Origin of the sequence: Mesorhizobium sp. NPDC059025, from assembly GCF_042739655.1 — a bacterium.
Lineage (GTDB): Bacteria > Pseudomonadota > Alphaproteobacteria > Rhizobiales > Rhizobiaceae > Mesorhizobium.
The window spans coordinates 1-20,835 of sequence record NZ_JBHYIM010000002.1; the positions used below are offsets into that span (position 1 = coordinate 1).

Sequence of the window (20,835 nt, forward strand, 5' to 3'; positions counted from 1 at the left end):
ATGGTTTGGCGACGCTGATCCAGGAACACCTGAAGAAGGATCCGTTCTGCGGCCATCTGTTCGTGTTCCGGGGCAAGAATGCCTCGCTGCTGAAAGTGTTGCTACGATCGGTATGGATCTCGGCAAGAACAGCTTCCATCTCATCGGAATGGATGCGCGTGGGAAAGTGATCATGCGAGAGAAACTGACGCGTGGAAGGCTGGATCGGTATATGGCCAACCTCCCGCCGTGCCTGGTGGGCGTCGAAGCCTGTGCCGGCGCACACCACATTGGCCGTCGACTGGGAGCCTTCGGACATGACGTTCGGCTGATCCCGGGACAGTACGTCAAACCCTTCCGGAAAGGGCAGAAGAACGACTACCGCGACGCCGAGGCCATTGCCGAGGCAGTGCAGCGGCCCACCATGCGCTTCGTTCCAATCAAGAACGCCGATCAGCTCGACCTTCAGGCGCTGCATCGGGTTCGCAGCAGGCTCGTCGGCCACCGCACGGCAGTCATCAACCAGCTTCGCGGTTTCCTTCTCGAGTGCGGGGTTATCGTCCCGCAAGGGCCTACAGAAGCCGGCGCCAGATGATGCCCTGATCATCGTGGACAAACCCGCAACGCAGATCAAATACCCGCAATCAGCGGCACAGGGATCGCTGTTCTAGGAGGTTCGCATGGACCGGATCGTTCGCCTCGACGCCAGGCAGGAAGCAGAGCTGCAGCGCGTGGCCGAGAATTTCGTCGCGAAGTGCCACGGCGACGTCATGAAGGCGCTCAAGGAGATGATCGTCCTGAATGGCGAGATGCAAGAGAGGCTTGAAAAGCTCGGAGACGGGGATAATCATTTCGGCCGGCGTCGCGCTTATCAGTGAGTAGAGGCGACCAGTGAATTGCGACTGGGATCTCGGAACGACCGATGAGTGACGTCATCTATAGAGTGGTGTTTCGATATCAAATCCTGATCGCAACGCTGTTCGTACTGCCAGCCTCTTCCTATTACCTGCAGATTGCGCTTCCGGAGAGCTTCTTACGCTCTAAGATTTCCGCCGCGCTGTTTCCGCGAGCCGCTTGCGACGCTGCATTCCTCGCAAACTCTCCCAGCATCCCATTTGCCTTATATCAGTCGGCACTATTGCTGGTGATCATGGCATCAATTGCGTTTGCGGTAATCACAATCCTTCTTGCTCTCCTTCGGCCGACTGCCGCTGTCATCCTTGGTTTGAAACCTGGTCCGCATACAAAAATTCACGGCCGTATTGCAGTCTTCCTGCTCCTTGCGGTGGTGGGATATTTTTTCCTCACCACGTTCGGTGCTTCATCGCCTGACAGAAACAATTGCTCGTGGTTCAAATGGGCGGGGTCGCTTCGACCGTCCGCTATATATGAAAAACTGTTCCTGGCCGGGATGCTGGCTGCGGCTTCATATACCGGTGCTTACTCCGCTATTTTGATGTTCCTCTCCAGTCGCATGTGGACGCCCAGCCTGACGCCGGAGCCATAGCTTGGCAATTGCGTTGACCGGCTCACAGTTGGCGATAGAGTGCCGCCATGAAACTCCCAGAAATTCCCGAATTTGGTGACGGCTACTTGACTGGGATCGAACTTGGCGAGAAGACCGCCGTACTTAGCATCCAAAGCTATGATGGCGCCAAGTACCAACTTCGCCTGTCCGACCTCGAAGCGTTTCTTGCGAACGAATTTCGGCAGGGCAACATAATCTCTTCGTTGGAGTTTACGTCGGGCTCCTCCTTCGACATCGCCAAATTCACGTCATTGTGGCCAGAGTCCCATCCTGAAGTCGCGGCTGAGTACCATCAGAAGCACAAGGCTTTCATTGAAAGGCAATGGAACAAAGTTGCGTGCGGCGACGCAGTTTTGGTCAACTTGACGGCTTCTTACGGCTGCGAACTTGTCGCCGTGTGTGGCACAGTTGATTTGGTTGCGTTGAACATCAGCGAGACGACGGAACAAGTGAGCATCTTAGAATGAGCCGCGCTCGCAAATCCGAAAAAGATCCGCTGTATCGCAGCGTCAATACCAGAACGCATAATGTACGCCACAACTACGGTGGCGAATACCGATGGTCGCGACAGCGCGGAGATCCCCTAGAGAACAAAGGCTCCATGCATGCCGGCCAACGCAGAGGTCGAGATTACACCCCGTTGTTTCGCTTTCTTCTGGCACGCGTCGGCGAGGACTGGACGGCTGTGCATCGCGAAGCTGTGTCGCGGCTCGACCGCGAGGAGCCCATCTTTTGGCTCGTGGCTCGCAACCAGATGGAGAAACGAGCATTCGTGGTGGTCGGAGAGAACTCGTACTACAGCGGTCTATATGTCGACGAGGAGAACAGGCTTGCGATTGTTGATCCGGCACTTTCCGTAGAGCAGATGGAGCCAACTTGCTCGTGCTGCACCCACACGTTCAACGGAAAGCCGTTCACGAAGCCCTATAAAGCTGAGAGCGGGTGCTGAATTCACCGCCAATTGCGACGACGGCTCGATGACGCTAACTTGTCGACATGTGGTTCAACCCGCCTAAGCGCCAGGATCCATATGCAGACCGGCAGATCGACTGCCAGGAAGCGCTTACACCTGGGTTCGACGTTCTCTTTGAAGAACTGGTTGCCGTCGGCTGGACGCGCGAGGAGATCCGGGTGGCTTTCGTCGCCCTGCTATCGGCCAGGGACCTCACCCAGGAAGCAAACGCCGAGCTCGAGGCGGAGTTGGCCATCATGCGGGCGCGTATGCGTTTGCCGAAACCATGAACGCGTTCTTCGGCTTCATCACGGGAAAGATGCTTCGCTTAGAAGGCAAGTCAGGGCGCTATCAAATCCTCCGCAAATTAGCATTCGCTGTCTACATCCTGGCGATAGCTGGGCTCTGGGCGCTGTACAGATATGGCCTTAATCAGTGATCCCGCAGATTGGGCTCATGGGATACAATGGAGAACCAGAGCCAGCGTGAGGGGGATAGATGGCGAAGCCACGCAAGCTGAAGACAGGCGACAAGGTCACCGGCGAGCTATCCGTCATCGACGTCTGGGACGACATGGGGATTTTCACCGTCGACATAAACGGCCAGCGAACCAGGATACCCAGCGACCGGGATCGCATCACAAAGGTGGTCCCGTACGATCCGAAATCGGCCTACAGGGATGTTCGGTAGCCTAGCTGCCTGCTCGCATGCCTGCTTTCAGCCCTTCTCGAAGGGAGTGCTGCCAATCGGTGTGATCGGCGCAATGGGACACATGGGAACCATTGCCATATCACCTTTGACCGACTTGAAGCCTTCTTCAAAACCCGAGCAGAATTCCGACTGATCGTTGGCAAACACCGGGCTTGCCAGCATGGTAGCAACTGCCGAAAAGCCCAAGATCATCCACTTGCGCGCCATCGCCAACCACCCTCCTAAATCAACGGGTAAAGGAAACGATAAATCACATTGCGGTATTCATTTCCGCAACTCTCAGAAATTTCCTAGAAACAAATAAATCCATGGCGCCAAAAGTTTCCTTTCTGCTTTTTTTCTTCAACGCACTTGATGTTTTTTTATATAACGCGACCAATGCAGTGTGAGGCTTCAAATTCTCTCCATTTTCGTTTGTATAAAATGATCCATATGCCAGAGAAACAGAATACCAGTCGAGGCTCTCGTGTTTTATTCGGCGGATTACAACTTTTAGGTGCCCATCCCCTTTCAGTTCATGAAATTGAAACCAGGAGACGCCTCGGCTGTGATAGCGGATCACAGTCGGCTCATCCCGAGCGAACAATTCATGCTTAACAGCAGCATAAACTGCATCCCTGGCCAAGAGGTCTTGGATGGCATTTGGCACCAAATATAATACGCGGCCGTCTGCACCTAGATCATACGCCACCCTACACCCCCGCAGCAGAATCCCTTCTAAAGCTTCACTACACTCCGCTTTTATCAAAATATACTCTGAGTAAGCCACTATATCTCCGGGTGATAAAATGCTGGCCAAGATAGGTTCGACAACTTGTTGAGAGTCACGTCTGGAATGCGTTTTACGTCCTCGTAACCCCTCACAGGAGATTCTGTGGCGACCCTTGCGTCTGGGGGATGGAGTCCTGAATCAATCTCCACTTTAGCCTTCTCCGCCAAGGCTTTCACTTTGTCTTGATGATCAGGTTTCCCCAGTCAGCCAGAGGGATTGTTCCCCTTTTTTGCCGATTGGTCTACGGCCTTGGGCGCAGACGGAGGTCTCGCCGTTTTTGCCGCTTCTGGACTCCCATGTAGCGGGCGTTGAGATACAGAAGCTCGGTCTCTGGAAGTTCTGGCCATCGTAGCTGCGATAGGTGCGGCACTCTACTTCGTGGTATTCTCGCCGCATTGACCGGCTTCGCGTGATGGAACCCTGATGCCCAGCGAAAGCAGTAGCCTGTCGATTATTTGAACCGGATGCATCAGCCGACGTTATGAGTTTTCCAACCTGTGATGAATGATTTGCGCCGCCCTTGGTTTTCCCGGGCGGCGCTTTTTTGGTCACATCGATTTTTGGAACGACCGCCCCGCTGGTAGGTTTTTTCTGAAGCTGATGGACCCTCTCCAACAGCGATCCGGGCCAGTTCGGTGTGTTGGCAATGCATGCCGGGCCGGTTCCGGTCCCCTCACCTACATGCTTTGATTTGCGCCTTTATGCTCCTCAGAGCGTCGACTGCAGGCTGATATGTTTGCGCATATGCCGCAAAGTGCTCTTGCTGGCCCTTATAGAACTTCACCCAGTGCTCATATTCCGAGATCGGATAGGTGCCGGCCCAATCCCCAGCTGAGAGGGTGAACGTTCGGGTTTCGGAATCGGCAGTTGCTTTCATGCAGGCGGTCTACGCAGACCCCGCAGGGTCGCCAACCGTCTTTGTGACTGCTATCGACGCGTCCGAGAACTCACATCTCAGAGGCCCCAAATGAGGAAAGTCATTGTCTGGATCGGCCTGATTTATTTCGCCGGGTGCGTGGTTGCCCTCGCGGTGTTGGCGGCCAGCAATTTCTGGAGTTAAGATTTAGATGCGCCTCGCGCGCGGCGGTCGGTTGGGCTTTCGCCTCCCGGTGATGGATTTACACCAGCCGGCCGCTTCCGTCAGGATAATCGCGATTTGATGAGCTACGTGAGCCGCTTCCAAAACCCAAGTTACCTTGCATTTTTCATTGCTCTTCCCATTCTTGGTATCGTGCCATCTGCGGATTTCGTCCAGGCGCAGGAGATGACCGAGGTGCTTCAGGCTGATAGGGCTTTTGCCGACGTTGAAGCGTTAATCCGAGGCAAAATGGAAGTCGCAGGCTTCGATGGAGAGGCAAAGGAGGAGATAGATCGACTGCTGGCTAATCGCGAATACGAAATGGCCTTCGAAGGTTTTTTCCTCGAACTCATTGCGCTAAAGCGACAGATCAATCTCGATCCTGATAGGTGCCGAGAACTTGGTCGCGCTTTAGGTCTTGATCGCCATTCCGTCTACGACGCCGAGTTCTGGCAGAAGTTCGAAAACTATCTCGCCAACGAAACGCAAAAAAGCCCGCCCAGCCGAAGCTGAGCGGGCTGCTCCTATCTGGGAGCTTACTTTCGAATGGCTGCGTAGTTTAATTCCAACTTCACGGTCCTCGTGGTAACCGCACCCATTCCGCCGGTAGCTCCTGCTTCCAGATTATCGGCACTCGCAACATTGAATGTCCAAGAGTCCGGCGTCGTAGAATATCCGCCACTGAACCCGCTAAACCCGTTATCTGCAAAATGACTGTCGCCAGGAATCCCGGCGACCGGTACTGAAATCATCATGAAATAGTCGCTGGTATTCCCATATTCAGGCGGTACAGCGACCACGTCGCCCTCCCTAGCGGTGCCAAAAAAGTAAACCTTACCCGGCTCTGGTCCAATTGGCGTTGGCCGCTTGCCGTCGTGAATTGGTATTACATGGTGCACCATTGCTTCCCCTCCCAGCCACAGGACAAATCCACACTTGCAGTCAACACCCAAGCTCGGCACATTTCAAGCAACGCACGATTGTTGACCTTCCTGTGGACTTAAAGAGCGCCACGTCAGCACAGCAACACCCTCTGAGATACTGACCAGAATTTCCCAATGACTTCGTGGCTATTCACGAACAAGCTGCGGGACGCTCTCATAGACACGACCAGCCAGATCAAGAGCATTGGCGGAATAGTGAAGCGCACGGTGGCAGTTCGCACACAAAGCTACAGCGTTATGCACGGTGTCACTGCCTCCGTTAGCAAGGGGTTTCATATGGTGCACTTCAAGATAGTCATCGCCGTGAACAGTCTTGAAGGGCGCAGGTGAGGCACAGCACTCGCAGCGACCGTGGGCTCGTTCTAACACAAACGCTTTTACCCTAGGATCGCGCAAAAAGACGCCGCTCAAAACCTCCACCCTTTGAGGGCTTGCCGTTCCTTTCGGATAGCTTCCCACACCGACGGTCGCCATGGTCCACCATCGTCGCGTCGACGTATGTCTGCCTCACGCAACCAGGGTAAGCTGCGGCGTGCAATTTTTCACGATACTTACGCAACTCATTTTTCTCTAAACCGCCGAAGGTTCAATCATTCCAGCTGTCACAACAGATAACCATTCAAATAGTGAGTTTCCTAAATAATACCGTGAAAACGCTGGACTAATGTTTCCACATTTATATTTTCCGATGTCACTTGCATGCGCTTCAGTCCCGTGTAGGAATTTGCCATCAGCCAATTTTCTATTGCGCGGGGGCGTGTGGACGGGCTCGGGGGACATCGTGCTGTCGTCGACAGCGGCGTCGTTTGTTTGGCGCTGATAGCCCAGTATTTACGCAAACCTGCTGATGCGGACGTCATCCGGCATGACCTCGGGCTTGTTGTGGATGTTGCCACCCGGGAAGACATCGTCCGAGCCGCGAAGCGCCTCAAGCTGAAAGCACGTGTGGTCCAGCCGGCGGCCAAGCGCCTGGATCGCCTGGCGCTTCCGATCATCGTCGAAAAGTCGGCCGGTGGTTTTGCCATTCTGGCAGCATTATCCGCCGACAAGGTCCTTCTTCAGGATCCGGCCATTGGAACACCGCAGGAGCTTTCCCGCGGCGAATTCGAAGCTGGATGGAATGGTTACGCCATCCTGATCACCAGCCGCGCCTTTGCTGACGGTTTTGCGAGGCGCTTCGATTTCTCCTGGTTCATCCCGGAGATGATCCGTTACCGCTGGATCTTTGCCGAAGTTCTGCTTGCCTCGTTTTTCGTGCAATTGCTCGGCTTGATCTCGCCGATCTTCTTCCAGCTCGTGATCGACAAGGTGCTGGTCCACAATGGCCTGACGACTCTCGAAGTGCTGGTGATCGGCTTGTCGGTCGTTTCCATGTTCGAGGTGTTGCTGACAGCGCTGCGGACCTATGTGACGACACATACCACCAGCCGCATCGATGTCGCGCTCGGCGCCAAGCTGTTCAACCACCTGCTCGGCCTTCCGATCGCTTATTTCGAGGCGCGCCAGACCGGCCAGACCGTGGCACGCGTGCACGAGCTTGAAAACATCCGAGCATTTCTGACCGGGTCCGCGCTGACCGTCCTGCTCGACGTTTTCTTCCTCTTCGTCTTCCTGGCAGTGATGTATCTCTACAGTCCCTGGCTGACCTTCATCGTCGTCTGCTCCATCCCGGTCTATGTACTGCTGTCGGTCGCGGTGACACCGGAATTCCGGCGCCGCATCGAAGAGCGTTTCAACCGCGGTGCCGAGAACCAGACTTTCCTGGTGGAATCCATCGTCGGCGTTGAAACGCTCAAGGCCATGGCCGTCGAGCCGCAGATGCAGCGGCGCTGGGAGGACCAGCTTGCTGGCTATGTGCAGGCAGGGTTCCGAACCTCCAATCTCGGTAACATAGCTTCCAACACGGCTCAGTTCATTTCCAAAGCGGTCATCGTGCTGACCATGTGGTTCGGTGCCAGGGCCGTCCTGGCGGGAGACATGACGGTCGGCCAGCTCGTTGCCTTCAACATCATGGCCGGACGTGTTTCAGGGCCAGTGCTTCGCCTGGCACAATTGTGGCAGGACCTGCAGCAGGTCCGCATCTCGATTGATCGCCTTGGCGATATCCTCAATGCTCCCGCGGAACTCACCGGCAGCGCTGGTCAAGGCTCGATCCGCAAGATCGTCGGCCAGGCCAGCTTTGATCACGTCACCTTCCGTTATCGACCCGGGGAGCGTGAAATCCTATCCGACGTCTCTTTCTCAGTCGAAGCCGGTGAGATCGTCGGCATTGTCGGCCCGTCAGGTTCCGGCAAGAGCACCGTCGCCAAGCTCCTGCAGCGCCTGCATGTGCCCGAACGCGGCCGCGTCATGATCGACGGCGTCGATCTCGCCCTCATCGATCCGCGCAGCCTGCGCCGCCAGATCGGCGTCGTGCTTCAGGAGAACATCCTGTTCCGACGCACCGTACGCGAGAACATCGCCCTCGCCGATCCTTCGCTGCCGATCGACCGGGTCATCGAGGCCGCAAAGCTTTCAGGTGCACATGACTTCATCGTCAAGCTGAAATCCGGCTACGACACGGTTCTGGAGGAGCGAGGCGCCAATCTTTCCGGCGGCCAACGCCAGCGCATTGCCATTGCCCGTGCCCTTGTCACCAACCCGCGCATCCTGCTCTTCGACGAGGCGACCAGCGCACTCGACTACGAGTCAGAATATGTCATCCAGCAAAACATGAAACGCATGGCGCAAGGCCGCACCGTCTTCATCATCGCGCACCGCCTTGCAGCGCTCAGAGACGCCACCCGCATCATCACCATTGAGGCTGGCCGCCTTACGGAACAGGGAACCCACAACGAACTCCTCGCCAAGAATGGCCGATACGCGCAGCTCTACCGCCTGCAAGGCGGCACACAGTCTGAGGCCGCAACGCCGCCTGTGTCAGAGGCAGCGGAGTAGAGATCATGGGACGCGTCTGGCAAGCCGTGAGACATGGGATCGCCAGGGAGCGCGAAGAAAAGCGCCCTCGCCTCAATGCGAATGAGCGGCAGTTCCAGGCCGCAGCCATCGAAATCCTCGAAACGCCGGCATCGCCGACGGCGCGGATATTCGCCGGCTTAATCATCGTTTTCGCCATAGGCGCCCTGGCATGGTCATGGTTCGGCCGCATCGACACCTTTGCCACGGTTCAGGGCAAGATCATCCCGATCGGCAAAGTGCAGGTGATAGAACCACTGATCACCGGGAGGGTGAAAGCCATTCACGCCAAATCCGGCGACCACGTTTCAGCCGGCCAGACGCTCATAGAGCTCGATCCAGCCGAACAGGTCGCAGAACGCCAGAAGCTCGCCGGAAACCTGGCCGTTGCCGAGGTCTCTGCGGCGAGGCTTCGCTCTATGATCAATGCCGTCGACGGCGCTGCTCCGCTCATCGATGTGAGTTTCACAGCGCCTTCAAACGCCCCCTCCTCCATCATCGACCTGCAGCAGCAACGTATGCGCCAATCGCTGGCAGCATACAAAGCCGAGCAGGCCAGCTTCGAAGCTGACATCGCCCAGAAGAAGGTTGAGATCGAACGCGGCTCGAGGACGCTTGCTGAGCGCCAGAAACTTGTCAGCCTGACAGGCGATCGTCTGGACATATTCGAGAAACTCGAAGGTCGTGGTCTCGGTATCAAGTCACGCACTATAGATGCTCGCCAGAGCCAGCAGGATCAGCTTCTGGCGGTTGTCACAGACGAAGGGCGCATCGCAGAACTTGAGGCAACCAAATCCGCCCTCGAGGCCCGCAAGCGCGAGCGTCACGAAGCTTTCCTCGACAAGCTGACTACAGAACTCACCGACACAGACCGGGACATCGGCACACTGCGCCAAGACCTTGCCAAAGCCGAGCTGTTCGAACGGGCCAGCACGCTCAAGGCACCCGTTTCCGGCCGCGTGCAACAGGTTGAGGTAAGCACGATCGGTCAGGTTGTACAGACAGGCCGGAGACTGATGGTTGTCGTGCCTGATGGCACCGCACTCGAAGTCGAGGCGATGCTGCTCAACAAGGACAAAGGCTTCGTGCGTGAGGGGCAAGATGCTCGCATCAAGCTCGAGGCCTTTCCGTTCACGCGATATGGCACCCTGAATGGAACCGTGCAGTCAGTCTCGAATGACGCCATACCGGCCAAGCCGAGTGCCGGTGCCGAGGAAGCGGCTCAGGAAACAGCAGGCCCCCTCGTCTTCCCAGTGCGCGTAGCACTGAAGGAAACTTCCATTCGCGCCGATGGCCAAGACGTTCCGCTAACGCCTGGTATGTCGGTAACAGCTGAGATCAAGACCGGCGACCGCCGCGTCATCGAATTTCTGCTCGACCCACTGATGGAAATGAAAGATGAGGCGTTCCATGAGAGATAGAGATATTTGGAGCTTCCACAAAATGGTCAAACGAGGACCTCTTCCAAAGGTCAAATTCTTGAGCGGCCACTTCGTGTCATCAATACTTATTTCCGCAGTAGTTGTAACAGCAGCATGCCAACCTCACTATGAGGGCAACATACCAGTTCCAGATGCGATCCCAGTGAGAGAAAAGCCTCATCGTATCGTTCATACAAACTGTATTCTTGACGTCTACACTCTGGAGCCGCGCTTCGCAGATATACTCCAAAAGAAAGGATTCCGCGCTGCTTTGGATGATGTCGGTGCCGTAACACCTATCGTTGCACCGCCATCTTACAAAGGTGATTCTCCACCTCGAGACATTGATAAAGGTGAATATTGGTATCCGTCCCCCATTGAAGCGGGAACGTTCAGCTACACAAGCCTTAGATCGAGCTTATCCATTCAATTATCCCAATGCCTAAGCTCCGATATGGATTTTAAATACTTATCAGATCGCGATCGAATAAATCCTGGTAGAGATTTCGTCTCATTCAGAGATGGAAACGACCAACTCTACGTAATTTACCCGTCTGAAAAAATTCTTGTTGCAGCAGTGCATGTGGATTGAGAGGGGAAACCAATGTCATTTACTTACAATTCCCAGACCGGAAAATGGGAAGGGACCGACGTCAAAGACCTAACCCACACCACTGCAAACAACTTCCTGGAGTACGGCCAGCCGTACTCGCCTTACGACAAGGGGTTTCTTCCCGACCTGGAGACTGTCGGAAATCCAACGGTCGTTTTTAGCCAAAATTCGGCGATGGCAACGTTTGGCAAAAGCATAGGAATTAACAACTTCTCATTCGCTCGAAGCTTTATTGCTGGAAAAATCAACGTCCCAGATGGCACGTATTCATTTAAAGACCTCGTCGATCTAGGCATCGCTAAGGGCCCGAATAGAACCTACGCAACAGATCTTTACGTCTCCATGAGTCCGCCGGCGGGAATGACTCGCGCTCAAGCTGCCTATGTATTCGGCTCAATCGGGTTCGCACTTCAAGAAACCACAACGTTTAGCGCGAATAACGGCATCTACTCGATTGATGCCAAGATAGGCATGCTTAACGAAGACTTTGATTTCGAGAGCAAAAACATCCCTCCAGAAATTGAGGCGATTGTTTCCACTTTAGTGGGGCCCGAAAATCAGAACTTTGATCGTTTAGTAATAGAGTACACCGGGGTAGGTAAACTAGACTTTGCGACTTCGAACCCACTACAGCTGCGGCCAACGATTTCCCCGCTTGACCAGCCTACCGTAGAGCCTCAGCAATTTGCCCCTGCTGCTTCTGCCCAACCTCGGCCCGTTGATCCCGACTGGGCTGCGCGGCCAATTCCAATCGTACCATCGAAACCAGCGATGGCCCCCGGCGACCCCAATGCGCCTGGCAACCCGGACAGGCCGACCAACCCAAATGCTCCCGGTTCATCTTCAGGTGGCGATCGCGGGGGAAGTGAATTCGGCGGTACGAATGGACAGCCTGCACGTCCCGGACAGCCTTCGGGAGGACAGCCGCCTTCGGGTCAACCGGCTGCCTCAGGTGCAAATCCTCACGCCCCCTCAAATCCGGGCCCAGGATCCGCCCCATCGAGCCATAAACCGACGCCCACCACTGTAGGTGGATTACCGTCGACCGTCGCCACACCACCCGGTAGACCGAGTGAGATCGAGACCCAGTCGGGAACCTGGCGAGTTGACCCGACAGGCAACTGGCTCGTCAGGCAAGAAGAAGATCCGGAAGTTGTATCGCAGCCAGAACCGGCAGCCTACATTTCCCCAGACAAACTAGGGATTGCCCCCTCAAAGGCCCCAAGCACCCTCGGCCAAATCGGGGCGGCGATCGGAGGTGTTGTCGGGGCCGTAATGGGTGTCATTGGAGGACTGTTGGGCGCAATCGGCCAGGCACTCGGATCCGTCTTTGGCGGTGGTGGAAGCGGAGGCAGATCCAGCAGCCGCAGCAGTAGCTCCGGCGGGAGCCGCGGCTCGTCGTCCATGGGAGGTTACGGCGACGGCAGCAGCGGCCGCGCCGGTTGGGCTGGGAAACCCATTTTACTTGATCTTTCTGGCAAGGGTCTCTCGATCGACACGCTTGGGTCGTCCCAGCAATTCATCGACCTCGACGGTAGCGGCTACCAGCATCGCACGGCCTGGGCTGGAGATGGCACAGGAGTGCTCGTCCTTGATGCCGATGGCGACGGCAAGATCAGCCGCTCCAGCGAGTTCATATTTACGGAGTGGGATCCGACAGCCCAAACCGATCTCGAGGCCATAAAGAACATCTTCGATACCAACCATAACGGCATGCTTGACGCCGGTGACCTGCGTTGGGCCGATTTCAAGGTCATGATCAATGGGCAGTTGGCCTCACTGGATTCGCTCGGCATTACCTCGATCGGCCTGACACCCAAGGGCAGTGGCCAGAACTTCGAAGACGGTTCTTCAATAACGGGCACGGCCGAATACACGAAGTCCGACGGGAGCACCGGTACGGTCGGGGACGCTGTCCTCGCAGTTGACCCCAATGGCTATGTCATCAAAACTGTTACTACGGCCAACGCCGACGGCTCAAAAACCGTTGACCTGACAGGCTACAACAAAGACGGCACTGTCGCCTTCCGCAATCGCACGCTCACCAGTTCTGACGGGCAGAGCAGGACCACGCAGTTCGACGATGATGGGAACGGAACCTGGGATCGCTCCCAGACCGATATCACGACGGTCGTTGCGGGTGGACGCCAGCGTATTGTCAGCAATTTCAAAGCCGATGGCTCACTAAGCGATCGGATCACCACCCTAACAAGCTTGGACGGAAAGACTGTCACGACTTCACTCGATCAAGACGGCGACGGCCAGACCGATCAAACACAGATCTATTTGGTGGGAGCAGATGGTTCAACTTCAACGACCATTTCCCAGTTTGCCGTCGACGGCACACTGCAGAAAAAGGTTTCTGTGACTTCGTCCAGCGACGGTCTTTCCAAGACGACCAAGACTGATAGCGACGGCGATGGTCTTTATGATCAGATCATCAATGAAGCCACTGTCGTCGGAGGGGATGGTAGCCGAACCAAGACCGTGGAACGCCGCGGAAACGACGGTGCGCTTATCAGCCGCGAGACAACGCTTACCGCGGCTGATGGTCGAGCAAAAACCGTATCCCACGACCTCGATGGCAGTGGCGCTTTCGAGACACGCGACGAAAGCACGATCAGCGTTGATGCCAGCGGCGTCGTGACAACGACGACAGCCACCTACTCAGGCACCAACAGCCTGATCGGCAAAACCATCGCAACACAGAGCGCCAATGGCCTGGCCAAAACGATACAGACGGACGTCGATGGCGACGGTACTTTCGATCTCCTGACGTCAGACACGACCATCGTCGCTGCCGACGGCACCCGAACACAAACAGAGCAGGCCAAGAGCACCGACGGCGCGTTGCTTGGTCAAACCGTCACAACAATCAGCGCTGACCGTAAGTCGCTTTCGATCGTTTCCGATAGCAATGGTGACGGTAAGACGGACACCACAAAAACCATCCTGGTCGACGCCAATGGCGTCACGACAACGACCCAAACAGCTCTCAACGCCGACGGCAGTGTCAACGGCAGCACCTGGGATCAATCAAGCGCTGACGGCCGGTCGGTCACCACGAAAGCCGATCTTGATGGCGATGGTATCTATGACGTCGTCGCTACCGATGTGACGACCAGCGATGGCTCAAACAGCCAGATCCGTGCAGTAAATGTAAGTAGTGCCAACGGAACACTTTTGGGAGGCAAGGTCCTTACGACAAGCTCCGACAGCCTCACCCAGACTTTAAGAGAGGATCTTGACGGCAATGGCACTGCGGACCTGGTGACCACAAAGGCGATTGTCCTCGCCAGCGACGGCAGCCGAACCGAAACGACTTCGTCCTACAGCGCGAATGGAGCCCTGCTCGACAGGACGACGATCGTAGTCAGTGCGGACCGAAAAACGTCGGTGACCTCAATTGATGCCGATGGAGATGGACACATCGATCGCACGGTGACGGAGATCGAAGCCGCCAACGGCAGCGTCACCACGACTGTTGTCGATACTAGCGCAGACGGTGTTCAGCACGCCAAGTCGGAGACGACGAAATCGGGCAACGGCCTGATCACCACCGAGAATCTCGATGTGAATGGTGATGGTGTCTACGACAGCACCACCCGGTCAGTAACAACGATCGGAGCAGACGCCAGCCGCACCACCACCGTCGAAAAGACCGCCGCCAACGGCTCCTTAATCGCCAAGACAACATCGTCGATATCCGGGAACGGATTGAGCATCACAACACAAACGGACGTCGATGGAGACGGCTCTTTCGATCTGAAATCCACCGACACGACTGCTCTCAATTCGGACGGGTCGAGAACCCGCACCGCGTCCGATTTTGCAGGCACTTCGCTTATTCGCAATTCAACCGTCACCACCGCGGCGAATGGTCTATCGTCAACCATCCAGGTCGATTTCGACGGCAACGGCACTGCCGATCAGACAACTCTCGTCTCAATATCACTTGGTGCAAATGGGTCGCGCACAGAAACAACCACTGTGCGTGCCGGCGACAATGGTTTGCTGAGCAAGTCCACGACGACGGTCAACGCGGACAAAACCCTCAGCGTTGTCTCCACCGACGCCAACGGCGATGGCCAGAATGACTATGTCAAAACGACCTCCATTGCTGCAGATGGTACCACTACGGTTACGGAAAAAACTTTCAACGCAAATGGCTCTCTCGACGCAAAGGCAGAGACCGCGGTTTCAGCCAACGGTCTCAAAAAGACAAAGAGGAGCGACATAAACGGTGACGGTATCTTCGATCTCGTTGAGACTGATGCCACAGTCCTCAATGCCGATGGAAGCAAGACCCGGACGTTCGCGACCACGAGTTCGAATGGCAGCCTCATCAGCAAGAGCATTGCAACAACATCAGGCAACGGCCTGACCACAACGATCCTCACAGATTCAACCGGTGACGGCGTCGTTGATTGGAAAGTTGCCGACCAACTCACGCTTGCAGCGGACGGCAGCAAGACCCAGACCATCACGACCCGTAGCGGCAATGATAATCTGCTGTCGCAGAAAATCATTGTTGAGTCTGGCAACGGCCGAACCATCACCACAACCATCGACGCCGATGGCGATGGCGCGATCGATACGACCGAAACCATCACTCTGCTAGACAACGGCAATGTCGACAAGGTTATCCGGCTGACTGCTGCCGATGGCTCGACCATCAGTTCGACGAAGGCGAGCGTCAGTGCGGATGGCCTCATCAAATCTGTCCGATCAGACGGCGACGGCGACGGCACCTTTGACAACAGCGTCTCGGAGACGACGGTGCTCAACGCCGACGGCTCCCGCAAAACCACCAAACAATGGCGGACAGGAAATGGAACGCTTGTCGCCAGCACCGAAACCAGCATCAGCCGCAGTGGATTGGCTATAAACACCAGCACCGACTTCAACGGCGACGGTATCGTTGATGAATCAAGTTCAGATGCCACCATACTGAATGCCAACGGCTCGAAAACGCGCACCGTCTCGCATTTCGATGGCGCGAACGGCCTACGGGACAAGACGATCACGATCACGAGCGCGAACGGGTACAGTGTTACTACAGCCAGCGATCTCGACGGTAATGGCGCAATCGACAGGACATCCACGACAGTCAGGGCTTTGGCTGAAGATGGAGGTGTGACGGACACAACTTCCGTGGTGAACGGCGCTGGAAATCTGATCTCCAAGACCACTGCGAAAACTTCGACTGACCGCAAGAAGGTCACCACCCAGTATGATCTGGACGGCGACGGCTACGACGATCTTGTGAAAGTGGCTGCCAAGCAAGCTAATGGCTCGACAATCGAAACAATCGCCGCCTACTCAGGGACGGGCGCGACTTGGGGGCAGAATTCCCTTTCGATCAAGACCACGAGCTCGGACGGCCTGACCGAGACGATCGAAACCGACACCAATGGCGATGAGGTAGCCGACCGATCGAGCCTTTCCTCGACTGTTCTCAACGCGGATGGAAGCAAGACACAGACTTTCACGAACTCTGGCCCTGGCGGCGTGCTCAAGGACAAGACAATCGTCACGACGAGCGCCAATGGTCTTGTCATATCAACGCAATGGATGGCGAACGGAACCTCGACCACCCGCTCGCTTGACGACGTGACGACCTTGAATGCTGACGGCAGCACAGCGCGTACTCTGACCTATAAAAAGGCTGGCGGTGCGCTCGAAAGCAAAACCATCACGACGACGAGCGGCGATAAGAAGACCATCACCAAGACCATCGACGTCGATGGAAACGGCGTTTCCGACAAGAAATCGACTAGAGTTGTGAATGCGGACGGAAGTGTCACGACCACGTACCTGGATTTGGGGACAGATGGTACTCTGGTCGTCGGCCGCAAGACTGTAACCGAGAGCGCCAATGGACTGTCGGTCACCACCGAGTACGACGCCAACGGCGATGGCACTGTTGACAGCCGTATTGTTGAAGCGACAATCCTCAACGCAGACGGATCCAAGACGACAACGATCACGCGTTACAGCGGCACCACAGTAGCCGTTGAACGTACTATCATTGTGCTCTCCGCCGATGGCAAAACACAGACAACGAGCTACGACCTCAACGCTGACGGTACCATCGACAAAAAGCAAACCTCGTCGACTGCTTTCGGTCCCCGTTCGGGCTACTCGGATGCGAAGACAGAAAGCATTGAAAATGCCGTCGGGACCACGGTGAAGTCGCGCTTCCAGACGTCGACGAGTGCCAACGGGATGTCCACAACAAAGGAATGGGACGTCGATGGCAACGGCACCGTCGACCAATCCGCAACTGAGACGTTGTCGATCACGAACCAGGGCACAATTCGCACTGTTTCGGCGTTCAACGGCGGAACGAAAACATCCAGCGCCACGACGACGACCAGCAACAATGGGCGTACTGTAACCACTGTCGAGGAATTTTCGCAAAGCGGCATGCTCATCGCGGGACGGCCTGACTTCTCCAACCGCACCACGACCATTAAAACCGAGACATTGGCTGATGGCGCAACGGTAGAACGAAAAGTGTTCACCAATACAAGCAACGGGGTCGTACAAAAGGAGCTCACCAGGACCAGCGCGGATGGCCGCGAAATCACCATCGAACGCGACATCGATGGCAATGGTACGATCGATCAGATTGAGCAGCGCACCAAGCTTGTCGATGGCACGACCAAGACAGTTGTTACCGGATACAGCAGCCCGGACAAGACAACGATTACGACGAGCTTCGATGGCCTTTCATCTTCTATTGAATGGGACATGGATCTGCATGGTGCAGTCGACAGAAGGCGCCTTATCACCACCAGCAAAAATGCAGATGGCAGCCAATCTAGTACCTCGACCGATTACAAGATGGTCGCGGGATCCGCGGACAAACGCGTCAAGATAACGTCATCATCCGTCAGTGCCGACGCGCGAACCAAATCACTGTCGATCGACACGAACGGTGACGGCGTTTTTGACAAGGTGACCCTCACCTTGATCGATGCCAGCGGTGGGTCAGTTACAACCACGACCAATTACGCCGAGGCACAGAAAGCCGAGAACATCGTTCTGGGGGAAATCTATTGGAAGCAGGCAATTGCAGCGAAAGTTGTCACGACTGTTGCTAGCGACGGACTGACCGTCACCGAGCAATCGGACTATGACGGCAACGGCACTTTCGAAACAACGGCAGTATCACGTACCCAGATCGATGGTTCCGTGAGAACGGATTATACTGAGGTGGGCGCCGACGGGTCCGCGGTCGCGACAGGGACTATGCTAACAAGCAGCGACGGTCGAACGAAGATCTTCATCAAGATCAACAAAAATCGGACGATTGACCGTTGGGAAAAGACTGAGACTTTCATTGACGGGCAAATTGTCCGGACAGTGGAAGAGTACAATCCGAACTTTTCAATCAAGAAAAAGACGGCCGAAAGCATCCTTGCAAACGGCAATCTCAGCCATCGTTATGTCTGGGATGGCGCTGGCGTTAAAACCGAGGAGTACATCCGCCAGACTAACGGCACAGCGCTTCAATACACATATGTGGGAACTGACGCAGTCGTCCGGTCTGTCCACCTGATAAGCAAGGATGGCAAGCTCGTAAGCGGCACGTTCTATGATCCCAAAAGCACGGATCCTTGGAACAGCATCGAACAGACCTATAACGCTGACGGCAAGAAGACGCTTGAAAAGCAGTTCATGGACGATGGCACGCGGGTCGATATCTCCTTTGACGTAACCACGGAAAAGCAAACCCAGGCACTTAGCTACGACACGTCCAACCGCCTGATTGCACAGGCGACCTATTCAAACGGCATCCTGGCCGGGAACGTTCTCTTCGACCCCACGAATGCCAAGCCTTGGACCCGCGTCGAGCAGACCTACACGGGCGATGGAACGAAGGTCGCGATCGAAAAACAGTTCATGGACAACGGGACAAGTGTCGTATTCACATTTGATGTTGCCAATACGCAAATTTGGACAACGTTCACATCCTGGCGAAACACTGCCGGTCAGGAAGTGGAGTTTGACTGGAAAAATCGCGACGGGACCCGTGACCACGAATTCAGGGACACAGCAAACCTGCAAACTTGGCGCGTGATAGCGCAACGCTTCAACGCTGCCGAGCAGCAGGTATACCAGTACCAGTACAACGACGATGGGACGTACTCCTACACGAGGCTCGACGAAGACAGCTCGCGAAACTGGAAGAATTATACGGAATTCTATGACGCCGCCGGCCGGCTCGTAGAATACGACGTGAAGTACGATGACGGCACCAGGTACCATGATTGGCGAGATCCAGCCAATACCGCCACATGGTCGCTAATTTACGAACAATACAATGCCTCTGGGGCGCTGTATTACCAGGTGAGAACAGAAGACGACGGCTCCTCCACTTCGATCAGCTATGATCCAACCAACGCCCAGAATTGGTCATCATATTCTGCTTATTATGATACTGCCGGTCGGAGGGTCGGCACCAACATCATCTATGACGATGGCAGCAGGTACCGCGACTGGTATGACCCCACCAATGCCGAATCTTGGTCGACGATTATTTACAACTACAACGCAGCCGGAACCTTGAAGGTCGTGACCGTCACTTATGATAATAACACTTCATACAGAACGGACTACGACTTCGTCATTTCTTACAATGGAACTGTCCTTGGACAATACAAATCCTATACGTCTTACAAAAACAGTGCGGGGGTCGAAACCAAACAAGAAGCAACGAACTACGACGGCTCCGGCTGGGCAACCTGGTGGGGATCATCAAACGGTCAAAGTTACTATTCGTACTCGGAGAACTATGACACTCAGAACCGGCGGACGAAAGCTCAGGTACAAAATAACAGCGCCGGCAACAACTTCGACGACATATACTACGACTACGACAACTCGCAGACTTGGACGACGTACACCGAGTATTGGCGATCCGGAACGAAAACATGGACATATGTCTATGATGACGGCCGCGTCGTGAACGGTCCTACAGCTGGCGGTGGTGGAGGCGGCCACCGGCCAGTGGTCCTAGATCTCGACAAGAACGGGTCTCTTGATATCCGAACCCTTACTGCTCAGAGCGACTTGTCCGGCCCTCGATTTGACTGGGATGGTGATGGCTTGCGAGATCAAACCTCGTGGGCCGGACCAAGCGATGGGTTCCTGACCATCGACCTGGCCGCGGATGGCTCAGCAGGTCCGGACGGAATCATAGACCAGGCAAAAGAACTGGCGTTCAACCGCTGGCTACAAGGATCGGGGGAACCGTCTTCGAACGTAAGCGACCTCGAGGCTCTGGCTCTTGTTTTTGACACCAACAAGGACGGTGTCCTTGATGTCAACGATGCTCGCTGGAATGAGTTTCGGATCTGGCGGGACGCCAATCAGAACGGCGTTACCGACGCTGGTGAGCTCATGACGCTCTCCGACGCTGGTGTGACGCGCATCGGGCTCACTCCCAATCCCTCAGGGGCGACTTCGTTTGACGACGGTTCAGCGATCACCGGGACGAGCTGGTACGAAACCGTTGGCGGAACCAGAAACCTTGTTGGCGACGTGACCCTCGTGTCACGCCAGGTCACGTCGCAAGCCGCACCGGCGCCGCTCCCAGCAAACGATACCGGGAACAGCGTGGCGCCGGCAAACACAAGGGTCGACGGTCTCGTTGCAGCCATGGCCACATTCGGCGCGGACACTTCGGCCGGAACGACTGAGCTGAACCGCGACGGCAGCGAGGGGATCGGAACTTGGAAACAGGATCCGCTTGCAGCATCAAGCCGCGTCTGGGCTGCATAGCGGCCTGCCTGATATCTGTGCAACTGACGCCGGCTCCAACGAGCCGGCGTTTTTCATTACGCCATCTTAGGGACCTGAATAGTAACCGCC

Annotated in this window: 16 protein-coding genes and 1 pseudogene; 13 read left to right on the forward strand and 4 right to left on the reverse strand. The window is 55.6% G+C overall.

What is annotated here, in order from left to right:
* Positions 1 to 5: 5 nt before the first annotated feature.
* The 8 genes and pseudogenes from tnpB to ACFWYE_RS04160 all read left to right on the forward strand — a co-directional run bounded on the left by tnpB (position 6) and on the right by ACFWYE_RS04160 (position 3,149).
* Positions 6 to 170, forward strand: coding sequence for an IS66 family insertion sequence element accessory protein TnpB (tnpB, locus tag ACFWYE_RS04125; RefSeq protein WP_379110603.1), 165 nt, complete (start codon positions 6 to 8; stop codon positions 168 to 170).
* Positions 113 to 550, forward strand: a pseudogene (locus tag ACFWYE_RS04130) (IS110 family transposase); the annotation flags it as partial. The gene tnpB and the pseudogene ACFWYE_RS04130, both read left to right, overlap by 58 nt.
* Positions 551 to 659: 109 nt before the next feature.
* Positions 660 to 857, forward strand: a complete 198-nt coding sequence (locus ACFWYE_RS04135) for a hypothetical protein (RefSeq protein WP_379109766.1) — start codon at positions 660 to 662, stop codon at positions 855 to 857.
* Between the two features lie 44 nt (positions 858 to 901).
* Positions 902 to 1,486 (forward strand): hypothetical protein, encoded by a 585-nt coding sequence (locus ACFWYE_RS04140; protein ID WP_379109768.1) that lies wholly within the window; start codon positions 902 to 904, stop codon positions 1,484 to 1,486.
* Between the two features lie 47 nt (positions 1,487 to 1,533).
* Positions 1,534 to 1,974 (forward strand): hypothetical protein, encoded by a 441-nt coding sequence (locus ACFWYE_RS04145; RefSeq protein ID WP_379109770.1) that lies wholly within the window; start codon positions 1,534 to 1,536, stop codon positions 1,972 to 1,974.
* Positions 1,971 to 2,456: a hypothetical protein gene (locus ACFWYE_RS04150; RefSeq protein WP_379109772.1), complete on the forward strand. Its 486-nt coding sequence runs from the start codon at positions 1,971 to 1,973 to the stop codon at positions 2,454 to 2,456. The genes ACFWYE_RS04145 and ACFWYE_RS04150 overlap by 4 nt, the downstream gene beginning before the upstream one ends.
* A 47-nt stretch (positions 2,457 to 2,503) precedes the next feature.
* Positions 2,504 to 2,749: a hypothetical protein gene (locus ACFWYE_RS04155; protein WP_379109774.1), complete on the forward strand. Its 246-nt coding sequence runs from the start codon at positions 2,504 to 2,506 to the stop codon at positions 2,747 to 2,749.
* A gap of 208 nt (positions 2,750 to 2,957) precedes the next feature.
* Positions 2,958 to 3,149, forward strand: a complete 192-nt coding sequence (locus tag ACFWYE_RS04160) for a hypothetical protein (RefSeq protein WP_379109776.1) — start codon at positions 2,958 to 2,960, stop codon at positions 3,147 to 3,149.
* Between the two features lie 27 nt (positions 3,150 to 3,176).
* On the opposite strand, the gene ACFWYE_RS04165 is transcribed toward ACFWYE_RS04160, so the two are convergent.
* Positions 3,177 to 3,377, reverse strand: a complete 201-nt coding sequence (locus ACFWYE_RS04165; RefSeq protein WP_379109778.1) for a hypothetical protein — start codon at positions 3,375 to 3,377, stop codon at positions 3,177 to 3,179.
* Between the two features lie 43 nt (positions 3,378 to 3,420).
* A complete protein-coding gene (locus ACFWYE_RS04170) occupies positions 3,421 to 3,969 on the reverse strand; it encodes a hypothetical protein (RefSeq protein WP_379109780.1) in 549 nt (182 codons plus the stop codon).
* A gap of 1,132 nt (positions 3,970 to 5,101) precedes the next feature.
* On the opposite strand from ACFWYE_RS04170, the gene ACFWYE_RS04175 reads away from it, so the two are divergent.
* Entirely contained in the window at positions 5,102 to 5,533 is a 432-nt protein-coding gene (locus ACFWYE_RS04175) for a hypothetical protein (RefSeq protein ID WP_379109781.1), read from the forward strand.
* Positions 5,534 to 5,556: 23 nt separating this feature from the next.
* Here ACFWYE_RS04175 and ACFWYE_RS04180 read toward each other — a convergent pair whose 3' ends face one another.
* Together ACFWYE_RS04180 and ACFWYE_RS04185 are read right to left on the reverse strand one after the other, a co-directional pair.
* Complete coding sequence (locus ACFWYE_RS04180; RefSeq protein ID WP_379109783.1) at positions 5,557 to 5,922, reverse strand: hypothetical protein; 366 nt, start codon at positions 5,920 to 5,922, stop codon at positions 5,557 to 5,559.
* A 168-nt stretch (positions 5,923 to 6,090) separates the two neighbouring features.
* Positions 6,091 to 6,438: an HNH endonuclease gene (locus ACFWYE_RS04185; RefSeq protein WP_379109785.1), complete on the reverse strand. Its 348-nt coding sequence runs from the start codon at positions 6,436 to 6,438 to the stop codon at positions 6,091 to 6,093.
* A gap of 285 nt (positions 6,439 to 6,723) precedes the next feature.
* On the opposite strand from ACFWYE_RS04185, the gene ACFWYE_RS04190 reads away from it, so the two are divergent.
* Genes ACFWYE_RS04190 through ACFWYE_RS04205 form a run of 4 tightly spaced genes read left to right on the forward strand, consistent with a single transcriptional unit; the run spans position 6,724 to position 20,745 of the window.
* Positions 6,724 to 8,901 carry a type I secretion system permease/ATPase gene (locus ACFWYE_RS04190; protein WP_379109787.1) on the forward strand — a complete coding sequence of 726 codons (2,178 nt, stop codon included), beginning with the start codon at positions 6,724 to 6,726 and terminating at the stop codon, positions 8,899 to 8,901.
* Positions 8,902 to 8,906: 5 nt separating this feature from the next.
* On the forward strand, positions 8,907 to 10,340 hold the full coding sequence (locus ACFWYE_RS04195; RefSeq protein ID WP_379109789.1) for an HlyD family type I secretion periplasmic adaptor subunit: 1,434 nt from the start codon (positions 8,907 to 8,909) through the stop codon (positions 10,338 to 10,340).
* The gene (locus tag ACFWYE_RS04200) at positions 10,318 to 10,932 is read left to right on the forward strand and encodes a hypothetical protein (RefSeq protein WP_379109791.1); all 615 of its coding nucleotides are present in this window, start codon (positions 10,318 to 10,320) and stop codon (positions 10,930 to 10,932) included. The genes ACFWYE_RS04195 and ACFWYE_RS04200 overlap by 23 nt, the downstream gene beginning before the upstream one ends.
* Before the next feature lie 12 nt (positions 10,933 to 10,944).
* Complete coding sequence (locus ACFWYE_RS04205; RefSeq protein ID WP_379109793.1) at positions 10,945 to 20,745, forward strand: hypothetical protein; 9,801 nt, start codon at positions 10,945 to 10,947, stop codon at positions 20,743 to 20,745.
* Positions 20,746 to 20,835: the final 90 nt, after the last annotated feature.

Bases quoted from the DNA above. Each gene is read 5' to 3' on its own strand.
- ACFWYE_RS04135 (WP_379109766.1), top strand. From the start codon at position 660: ATGGACCGGATCGTTCGCCTCGACGCCAGGCAGGAAGCAGAGCTGCAG.
- ACFWYE_RS04140 (WP_379109768.1), top strand. From the start codon at position 902: ATGAGTGACGTCATCTATAGAGTGGTGTTTCGATATCAAATCCTGATC.
- ACFWYE_RS04145 (WP_379109770.1), top strand. From the start codon at position 1,534: ATGAAACTCCCAGAAATTCCCGAATTTGGTGACGGCTACTTGACTGGG.
- ACFWYE_RS04150 (WP_379109772.1), top strand. From the start codon at position 1,971: ATGAGCCGCGCTCGCAAATCCGAAAAAGATCCGCTGTATCGCAGCGTC.
- ACFWYE_RS04155 (WP_379109774.1), top strand. From the start codon at position 2,504: ATGTGGTTCAACCCGCCTAAGCGCCAGGATCCATATGCAGACCGGCAG.
- ACFWYE_RS04160 (WP_379109776.1), top strand. From the start codon at position 2,958: ATGGCGAAGCCACGCAAGCTGAAGACAGGCGACAAGGTCACCGGCGAG.
- ACFWYE_RS04165 (WP_379109778.1), bottom strand. From the start codon at position 3,377: ATGGCGCGCAAGTGGATGATCTTGGGCTTTTCGGCAGTTGCTACCATG.
- ACFWYE_RS04175 (WP_379109781.1), top strand. From the start codon at position 5,102: ATGAGCTACGTGAGCCGCTTCCAAAACCCAAGTTACCTTGCATTTTTC.
- ACFWYE_RS04180 (WP_379109783.1), bottom strand. From the start codon at position 5,922: ATGGTGCACCATGTAATACCAATTCACGACGGCAAGCGGCCAACGCCA.
- ACFWYE_RS04185 (WP_379109785.1), bottom strand. From the start codon at position 6,438: ATGGCGACCGTCGGTGTGGGAAGCTATCCGAAAGGAACGGCAAGCCCT.
- ACFWYE_RS04195 (WP_379109789.1), top strand. From the start codon at position 8,907: ATGGGACGCGTCTGGCAAGCCGTGAGACATGGGATCGCCAGGGAGCGC.
- ACFWYE_RS04200 (WP_379109791.1), top strand. From the start codon at position 10,318: ATGAGGCGTTCCATGAGAGATAGAGATATTTGGAGCTTCCACAAAATG.
- ACFWYE_RS04205 (WP_379109793.1), top strand. From the start codon at position 10,945: ATGTCATTTACTTACAATTCCCAGACCGGAAAATGGGAAGGGACCGAC.